Annotated in this window: 7 protein-coding genes; 6 read left to right on the top strand and 1 reads right to left on the bottom strand. The window is 36.2% G+C overall.

Features of this window, described 5'->3' with window-relative positions; all coding sequences use genetic code 11:
* Positions 1-217 precede the first annotated feature (217 nt).
* Positions 218-784: a DUF3967 domain-containing protein gene (locus tag AC2YJL_RS27540; protein ID WP_230933892.1), complete on the bottom strand. Its 567-nt coding sequence runs from the start codon at positions 782-784 to the stop codon at positions 218-220.
* Positions 785-2,282: 1,498 nt separating this feature from the next.
* Here AC2YJL_RS27540 and AC2YJL_RS27535 point away from each other — a divergent pair.
* The 6 genes from AC2YJL_RS27535 (at position 2,283) to AC2YJL_RS27510 (ending at position 6,290) form a co-directional block, all read left to right on the top strand.
* On the top strand, positions 2,283-2,720 hold the full coding sequence (locus AC2YJL_RS27535; protein ID WP_088568273.1) for a cell wall hydrolase: 438 nt from the start codon (positions 2,283-2,285) through the stop codon (positions 2,718-2,720).
* 746 nt (positions 2,721-3,466) lie between these two features.
* Complete coding sequence (locus AC2YJL_RS27530; protein WP_012209755.1) at positions 3,467-3,820, top strand: plasmid mobilization protein; 354 nt, start codon at positions 3,467-3,469, stop codon at positions 3,818-3,820.
* Positions 3,802-5,019 carry a relaxase/mobilization nuclease domain-containing protein gene (locus AC2YJL_RS27525; protein WP_136790582.1) on the top strand — a complete coding sequence of 406 codons (1,218 nt, stop codon included), beginning with the start codon at positions 3,802-3,804 and terminating at the stop codon, positions 5,017-5,019. The genes AC2YJL_RS27530 and AC2YJL_RS27525 overlap by 19 nt, the downstream gene beginning before the upstream one ends.
* Entirely contained in the window at positions 5,003-5,146 is a 144-nt protein-coding gene (locus AC2YJL_RS27520) for a hypothetical protein (protein ID WP_205665451.1), read from the top strand. The genes AC2YJL_RS27525 and AC2YJL_RS27520 overlap by 17 nt, the downstream gene beginning before the upstream one ends.
* 128 nt (positions 5,147-5,274) lie before the next feature.
* Positions 5,275-5,478 (top strand): hypothetical protein, encoded by a 204-nt coding sequence (locus AC2YJL_RS27515; protein ID WP_102194869.1) that lies wholly within the window; start codon positions 5,275-5,277, stop codon positions 5,476-5,478.
* A 188-nt stretch (positions 5,479-5,666) separates the two neighbouring features.
* Positions 5,667-6,290 carry a MarR family transcriptional regulator gene (locus tag AC2YJL_RS27510; RefSeq protein ID WP_230933891.1) on the top strand — a complete coding sequence of 208 codons (624 nt, stop codon included), beginning with the start codon at positions 5,667-5,669 and terminating at the stop codon, positions 6,288-6,290.
* The last annotated feature ends 65 nt before the right edge of the window (positions 6,291-6,355 follow it).

Genomic DNA, 6,355 nt, shown 5'->3' with positions numbered 1-6,355 from the left:
CTACGAAAATCAGTATAAACCCTTGGTATTAAAGGGTTTATTACTGCCTTAGGGGTTATTTTACTCTCACTCTCTATTTAAATAGCAATTCGCTTATAGAATTGCAAGGGTCTTTTTATAATTTTTTCGTTAGAAAATTAATAGCCTAAAGGCTAAAAAAACCGTCTCAAGACGGTCATCTTTTAATTAAAAAAACTACCCAATCTATTTGAGTAGTTTAACGTAACCATAATTGCCACCATTTCTTCTTGTTTTTTTCTTCTGACAAACTAGCAGCTATTTCTTTTTGTGATTCTTGCATTTCTCTTAATGTTGAAATCAATGTTTTATCTCGTTGTTCTAAACTATCTTTTATGTATGACTCTTGTTTTAAAAACTGTTTTTTAAAGTCTTCTTGTTGTTTCTCTATAATTTCATTTTGGTTCTTCACTAACTTTTTTAACTCTTCTAGCTCAGTCATAACCGTTGTGACTTGATTAGTTATAACCGTTATATCTTCTGTTGTAACAGTTATGTCGGTTATATCGGTTGTGTCAGTTATAACTTTGCCTTTTGCAATTTCCTTTACAGCCTTTGAAACGGTCATACCTTTTTCATTTTTTAAAAGCATTAATTCTTTAAATAGATTTATATCATCTTGTGAAAACAAGAGTTGTCCTTGCTGATTACGTTTAAAGTTATAACCATGTTCTTCAAAAAGTAAATAATATTTCTTTGCAGTTGAAGTCGTGACTCCAATAGCTCTTGCTAATCCATCTACTTTTTCATAGAATTCCATGTACATAACAGTTATAACCTCCAATTTATTAAGGGTCATAACTATTATAACACCCTCTAATAAGATGTTAGTGTCTTAAAGAAAATAAAAAAGCATGAACAGGACTTAGAGAAAGAATAATTTTCAAGCCTATCAACCATACTATTTTTAAAAATAATATGGAGTGTTAGCTAGTATGTATTTCACTGTACTCAAAAATTCTATAATATTAACTATTGGGTATTATTTATCAATTATTGTTTTACCGGAAATGGTGAAGGTGAATGCCATTGTTTCAGAATGTTTGTTTTTTATACCTGCTGGCTTTTGGATTATGAGCTCAACAGATAAATGGTGGATTAATACGATTTCTATACTTTTAGCTGTAATACTTTCCTTTCCTCTCATAGATAGTTTCTTTCAGTAAATAGATAAATTATTTATGTTAGAAGAAATGAAAAAGACAACCTCATCTCAATGGCATTGGAAAGAGGTTGCCTTTTAGGGATACACTTATGAAAGTGTAAAAAATCAATTCGTTTAAATAGTACCATATTTCCCCTCTATATACGATATTTATCCATAAGAACATATGTATAAAAAGAAGCTCCAGTCTAACGGACATATTACATAGCAGCTTCTCTTTGATTTTTTAACAGATTAATCCGTTAATAGATCATTTCAGCATTCTTTAAAAAAACTTAAAGATCAGAATGGAAAAAAAGTAAATTTACCAGTTAGATTTTTTTAAATAAAACTATCTAGGCCGTATCAATTTGGTACGGTCTTTTTATTTATATTGGAAATATTTAGGTGTCATGTTTTCATGACACCCCAAAAAGTCCAACAAACTCAGTCATACCAAGGCTTAACACCACTTTTAAAACTTTCTCTCTATTATCACTATTGTTTAGTAGCAATTCGCCACTAGAATTGCAAGGATCTTTTTATAATTTTTTCGTTAGAAAAATGTTAGCCTGAAGGCTAAAAAAAATAAAAGGATACCTATTTTTAAAATCAGGTATCCTTTTATCTTAAGGGTTTTGACAACATTACAAATCATAAAAGTAGTCAGAATAATTTTACAACTATTTTATAATTAAATCAATGTAAGGCAACTTTGAGCATATGAATAAAAGGTGCACTTTTTATACATTCGTTTGGGTTATGCCCTAGTATGAAACCCTTACGCGTCAAGGATGTATAAAAAGCTGCATAACTCATAAATGAGACCTCTTTCGAACCCTTACTCCCATAAGGGTTCTCTTTTTTGATGTCTTCCGGAAAGAGACATTATGTTAACTAGCAATGCATACCGTATACAGTCTGAAAACAGAAAAAAACTACCTCTGAGTTGGGAAGGTAGTTTTTTCTCTAATTGGCATTTTAGAGATGATGCTTGCCACATCATCAGTAGTTTGCTCTTAGAGATTTGATTTATACAATTTTTGTTATTTTTGAAGGGTAACCACTTGACATTTTTATAGGATGTTTTAAATACAATCATTGGTAGAGGTGATAAAAAGTGACAAGAGTAAAATATAGGAGTAGTGACATTGATTTAATTGCAAGGATGATGCATGCAGAGGCTGTAGGTGAAGGGAAACTAGGCATGCTTATGGTTGGGAATGTCATTGTAAATAGAACAGCAGTTGACTGTTTGGATTTTAAGGATTTAAGAACCATACGGGATGTAATTTTTCATGTTCAAGGTGGAAATTACTCTTTTGAAGCAGTACAAAAAGGTAGTTTATTTTATAGGCCAGCAAGGGATGTAGAAAGAAGATTAGCACGACAAGTAGTAAACTATTGGAGACAACAACCTTCTAAGTATGCTCTTTGGTATTTTAATCCTCCTGCTGCTTGTCCACCTACATGGTACGGTCAACCATTTTCAGGACAATTTAAACAACACTGTTATTATGAACCAGAGGCTGGTACATGCGAAAGTGTTTATAGATAGTAAAGAAAGCTTGGATCAGTTATTAACTGTTCTTCATATTAAATTATGTAATAAATAGAATAGGAAGACTCATTCAATGAAGGCTAGTCCTTATACAAGGTACGAGTCGTATTTTTTAAAAAAACCACTTAAAAAATCTCCACTCTTTTCCCCTTGTATAAAGACTTTCGGCAGGTTTAAATTTATCGCCAAGCCGACATACCCAAAACGAAGGATATAGGAGATCGGCTTGTTTAGGAAAGTATACCTGCCGAACCGCCAGATCGGCCGCCCTAAAGTGTTCATCTTATTCCAAGATGAACAACACTTTAAAAACATAAGAAGCCAGCCTCTACCCCAAAACAAAGGGGGAGATAAGCTGCATTGTCAATGGTAAGCGGACCGTAGGGAGCATTAAGGAATTGACAATGTCTCTGCACCCGAACCCTCTTGGCACTCAAACAACCACGTTTGTTTGACGCCAACCGGCGAGGGAGCCCCCTCAAAGTTTTGAGGGGGTTGGGGGTGTTTGTAGAAGCCATTCCAAAGGAGCTTTCCTTTGGCAGGTGTGGACAGCGTCCGCGATTTGGCTCCCCCTTGAAAAGGGGGCTGGGGGGATTGTTATGCCTGGCATAACCAAGCTCAATTGGGTACCAATTGTAGAGCTTGCCTTATTCCGACTGTTTGGTGTATTATGGAAGCATACAGCTGGAATTTTACACCAAGTTCACCACGCTCAGTAGGTGAACATAAGGAGGAATAAAGGGATGAGCGAGACGAAAGGCGAGCGTAGGAACGAGCCTAAACAGGTGAAGTTCCGTGTCACTGAGGAGGAATTCGAACGGCTATCGCTGATGGCGGATAACGTAGGAATGACGGTGCCTGCCTTTGTGAAAGCAAAGGCACAGGGTACCCGTGTACGACAGCCGAAGATCAATCGTGAGGGTGCTCTAGCAATTGCGAAGGAATTGCGTGCCGTGGGTACCAATGTGAACCAGATTGCGAGATGGTGCAATGCACGAGACATTGAACAATTGAGTGAACAGGAGCTTGAGAGATTGGTATACAATCTCGACGAAATTAAAAAGGGATTGGCTGCAGCATGGCAACAATTAAGCTAAGTACGACGAAAAATGCCAATGCGTTACTGAAGTACGCTGAGAAGCGCTCTGAGGTATCAAATTCGCTTGATTGCGATGTGGACTATGTTCGGAACCAATTTAAGGCTACAAGGGAAATATGGGGCAAGAACGGCGGCATACAAGCCCATCATATCATTCAATCATTCAAACCAGATGAGGTGGATCCCCAACAAGCCAATAAAATTGGGTTACAACTGGCTGAGAAGTTGGCAAAAGGTCATGAGCTTGCCGTCTATACGCACACAGATAAAGATCATATTCATAACCACATTGTGATTAATGCGGTGAACTATGAAGATGGCCGAAAGTTTCATGCACATGGCCAAGAGGCTATTGACCATGTGCGCAAAATAAGTGATGAACTGTGTAAGGAACATGGGCTGTCCATTGTAGAAGAGCGCTCGGCCGATGTTCGGTACACATTAGCTGAACAGTCATTACTTGAGAAAGGTGAGTCTAGTTGGAAGGATGAAATTCGAACGGCCATTGATCAAGCCAAGGAGCAGACAGCTAGTTTTGAAGAGTTCCAGGAACGTTTAAAAGACCAGGGCGTCCAGGCGGCTTTAAGAGGTAAAAACATCACGTATGAGCATCTAGAATCGAATAAAAAGGTACGTGGCACTAAATTAGGGTTGGCGTATGAGAAGGAGACGATTTTACATGGCTTTGAAAGACAAGTTACAAGAGAAAGAGAAACAGCAGGTTCAACAGAAAGAGGAGTTACAACAGTTACAGCAGTTATACCAGGAGATGATCTTGCGTCTCAGAACGACAGAGGGCTATCTCTCGACGTTTTTGAAAGAAAACATGAACAAAGAGATGATGATCGAACAAGAGCTCGAACAGATCAAACAGACGAGCCAAGACGTGCAGCAGGAAATGAGCTTAACTTCGATGACATTGCTGAGCAAATTAGAGAACGACATCGAAACACACAAGCTGCATACAAACAAAACTTTGGCCGAGATGAAGACGGCCATCAGAGTGTTACAAAGCGAAATGAAACAGAATCAGGAGTTTCTGAGCAAAGAGTTTCAAATAAACAATCAAGCGATCAAGGACGAGCTAGAGAAGATCAACAACAACCTGGGGAGCAAGTTCGACAGCTTGAGCGCGACAGCGAAGGCGGAACTCAGCGAGGTCGAAAAAAACAGCAAGACTATGATTTCGAACGCTAAGTTAGGTGTGGCGTTTAATGGTTGGTTAGACTGGGTGAAGTATGGAGCTGGTGCAGCAATCTTTATGGTACCTGTATTCTTCTTGTTTAAGTGGTTCTTTGGGTTGTTTGGTATAGAGTTAGGATAACATTTTAATTAATTTAACTTGTCAAATAACAGCTTTCGTTATAATCTAATTGATTACATTGCATTGCATTGCGATTGATTAGATTAAATTGTATAATGTTGTATATAGAAGAAGTTGGAGGTATTAACATGACAGAGAAAAAGACGTTAAAAACCACTTCCATAAGGCTTGACGAAGATGAATTAGTAATGGTTCAGGAGTTAATTAATTCATTTAATGACTTTAATGATTTTAGTTTTAGACCCATTACTCAAAATGATGTTATACGTTTAGCTTTAAGAAGGTTATATGAGAAAGAAATACCTGCAGAATCAAGAAGTATAAAGAAATAAATAATCAATGAAATAAAGGTGTAGATGATTTAAAATTAAAAATAAGAAAAGTCCTCTAGTTTTAGCGGGCCAGAGGACTTTTAACAAAACATTTCGAGGGATTAACCTCTTGTTGTTGTGCAACCTATTTAATTAATTTTATTTTAACACAGGACGGTTAATTCCTGCTAGAGGAGAGGAATTAACAATTGAAAAAAAGAAAATTCAAAATTAATTTTGATGATGCTGAACAAAATGCTAGGTTAAGAGATTTAGAAAATGAAAAAGAAAAATTTAAAGAAGACTATCATGGCGTTGATCAGGATGATGTTAACAAAGCTATAGAAGTATTAAGTAAAGCGACTGGAGGAAAGGAGATTTACGTTGGAACTAAACGTTCTCCAAAATCAAAAGTGAAATTTGCTCAATTTATTCAGGATAATTGGGATTATGCTTTAGAAAATGATTATTTTACTGATGAACAGATGCTCTTCTTACTTCGTATTCAAAGATATATGCAATTTAAAAGTAACTGTATTGTAGATAATATTCACTCTAGAAGTGCAGTTCCATTGACACAGAAGGCTATTGCTGAAAGATTAAAAACTAGTGCGCCCAAGGTTAGTAGAATTGTAAATCAGTTAGTTGATAAAGGAGTAGTTGTTAAAGCTCAAGGTCAAAAAACAGAAGGGAATAATGCCCGTACATATGCCTTGTTTATTAACCCGAATATTATTTACAGTGGAGAACGAGACAATATAGAAACAACTTTAAAAGCACTTTTTGCTAATGCTAAGCCTTTATTTAAAAATTTTCCAGTGACCCTTTTTTAAGGGTTACTTTTTTTTATATTTTCGTAGTTATCTAATTCGGTAACTATAGTTATCTAATTCGGTAA

Source organism: Priestia sp. SRI_019 (genome assembly GCF_057586255.1).
Note: the sequence above shows the minus strand (reverse complement) of the source record. Positions and strands in the feature narration are given on the sequence as shown.

Bases quoted from the DNA above. Each gene is read 5' to 3' on its own strand.
- AC2YJL_RS27515 (WP_102194869.1), top strand. From the start codon at position 5,275: ATGACAGAGAAAAAGACGTTAAAAACCACTTCCATAAGGCTTGACGAA.
- AC2YJL_RS27530 (WP_012209755.1), top strand. From the start codon at position 3,467: ATGAGCGAGACGAAAGGCGAGCGTAGGAACGAGCCTAAACAGGTGAAG.
- AC2YJL_RS27525 (WP_136790582.1), top strand. From the start codon at position 3,802: ATGGCAACAATTAAGCTAAGTACGACGAAAAATGCCAATGCGTTACTG.
- AC2YJL_RS27520 (WP_205665451.1), top strand. From the start codon at position 5,003: ATGATTTCGAACGCTAAGTTAGGTGTGGCGTTTAATGGTTGGTTAGAC.
- AC2YJL_RS27540 (WP_230933892.1), bottom strand. From the start codon at position 784: ATGTACATGGAATTCTATGAAAAAGTAGATGGATTAGCAAGAGCTATT.